General features: G+C 64.2%; 1 protein-coding gene. It reads left to right on the top strand.

Annotated elements, in window-relative coordinates:
- Positions 1-115: 115 nt before the first annotated feature.
- Positions 116-2,248: type I polyketide synthase (locus tag BST12_RS28735; protein ID WP_170062233.1), on the top strand; the 2,133-nt coding region annotated here is incomplete at its 3' end.

Genomic DNA, 2,248 nt, shown 5'->3' with positions numbered 1-2,248 from the left:
GGATTGGTCGGCGGTGTTGGCTGGGTGTGGGGGTAAGCGGGTGGGGTTGCCGACGTATGGGTTTGTGCGGCAGCGGTTTTGGTTGCCGTCGCCGGTTGGTGGTGGGGGTGATGCGTTGAGTTTGGGGTTGGGTCAGACCGGTCATGGGTTGTTGGGCGCCGTTATTGAGCAGCCCGATTCTGACGCGGTGGTGTTAAGTGGGCGGTTATCGGTGTCGTTGCAGCCGTGGTTGGCCGATCATGTGGTCGGTGGGGTAGTGGTGTTGGCCGGGGCGGGGTTGGTGGAGTTGGTGATTCGTGCCGGCGATGAGGTGGGGTATGGGTTGGTTGAGGAGTTGGTGTTGGCCGCGCCGTTGGTGATTGCGCCGGGGACTGCGGTGGCGGTACAGGTCAGTGTGGGACCCGCGGGGCAGTCGGGTCAGCGTTCGGTATTGGTGCATTCGCGCCAGGAAACCCCGGGGGCTACGTGGGTGTTACATGCCCAAGCCACACTGGATGTGCGCTCTGGTGCACCGGGCACTGATTTGTCGGTATGGCCGCCGGTGGATGCCCAACAGATCGACATCGCCGGGGTCTATCAGTGGTTGGCAGGCCACGGCTATGAATACGGGCCGGCGTTTCAGGGGTTGGTGGGACTGTGGCGTCGCGGGGAAGAAGTGTTTGCCGAGGTCGCCGTCGGCGCGGGGATACAGGTCGGGGACTGGGGCATTCATCCGGTGTTGTTGGATGCGGCCTTACATGCCGCAGTCATCGCCGGTGGCGAGCTGCACGACCAGCAGATGATGGTGCCCTACTGCTGGCAGCAGGTGTGCCTGCATAGCCGCGGGGCCACCGCCGCGCGGGTACAGATCCGCCCGGCCGGTAAGCACACTCTGGCCTTAGAGCTAGCCGATGGGGCCGGAGTGCCGGTGTTGTCGGTGGGTGCATTGTTAACCCGTGCGGTCAGCACCGATCAACTCCGCCAGGCACTGCCCCAGACCACCTCAGGTCCCCAATTACTGGAATTGGTGTGGACACCAATCACTCTGCCCGCCACCAACATCCAGACTTACACGGTCGTGGACTGGAACGAGCGCTCTGCCCAGCCCAACGCCGAGGTAGTGCACTGGCAGTGGAACACACCACCCCAGACATCGGTGGTTGAGGGCACCTACACCGGCACCCATGCGGCCTTAGCCGTACTACAGGCCTGGCTCGCCGAAGAACGCGACGCACTGTTAGTGATCCACACCCACGGAGCCATCGCCGAGCGACACGGGGAAATCACCGACACCGCCGCCGGGGCGATCTGGGGACTAGCGCGCTCAGCCCAAACCGAACACCCCGGCCGTATCGTGTTGATCGACACCGACACACCCGCAGACATACCAGCGTTGATCGCTACCGGCGAACCCCAACTCCTGGTACGCCACGACCACGTCTATGCCGCCCGCCTAGCACGAATCATCACCACCACCACCGCTGCGGATTCGGCCACCGACACCCACCCCGAGTTGCCCCCGGGCACGGTCTTGATCACCGGCGGCACCGGCATGATCGGCACCGCCCTAGCCCGCCACCTCGTCGCCGGCCACCACGTCAAACAACTCGTCCTGGTCAGCCGCCACGCCCAACACAGCCCCGCCACCACCGAACTACTCACCGAACTCAACAACCAAGGCGTGCCCGTACTGCTCTACCCCTGCGACGTAGCCGACCCCCACGCCGTCACCACACTCATCGACCACATCGACCAACACTGCCCACCACTGACCGCAATCATCCACGCCGCAGGCACCCTAGACGACGCCCTAATCACCTCCCTAACCCCACAACGCCTCGACACCGTCCTCAAAGCCAAAGTCGACGGCGCCTGGAACCTGCACCAAGCCACCACACACCACGACCTATCCATGTTCGTACTGTGCTCCTCCATCGCCGCGGTCCTAGGCACCCCCGCCCAAGCCAACTACGCCGCCGCCAACGCATTCCTCGACACCCTGGCCACCACCCGCCACCACCACGGACTACCCGCAACCTCCCTGCAATGGGGCCTATGGCAACAACCCAGCGCCCTAACCCAACACCTCCAACACAACGACCTCACCCGCCTCAACCAACTCGGCCTGCACCCACTAACCACACCCCAAGCCACCACCCTGTTCGACACCGCACGCCACAGCACCCACCCCACCCTCATCGCCACCAACCTCGACCACCACACCCTGACCACCACCACACACCACACCCCACTACCACCCCTATTCCAC

It is taken from the genome of Mycobacterium angelicum (assembly GCF_002086155.1).
Classification (GTDB): domain Bacteria; phylum Actinomycetota; class Actinomycetes; order Mycobacteriales; family Mycobacteriaceae; genus Mycobacterium; species Mycobacterium angelicum.
Note: the sequence above shows the minus strand (reverse complement) of the source record. Positions and strands in the feature narration are given on the sequence as shown.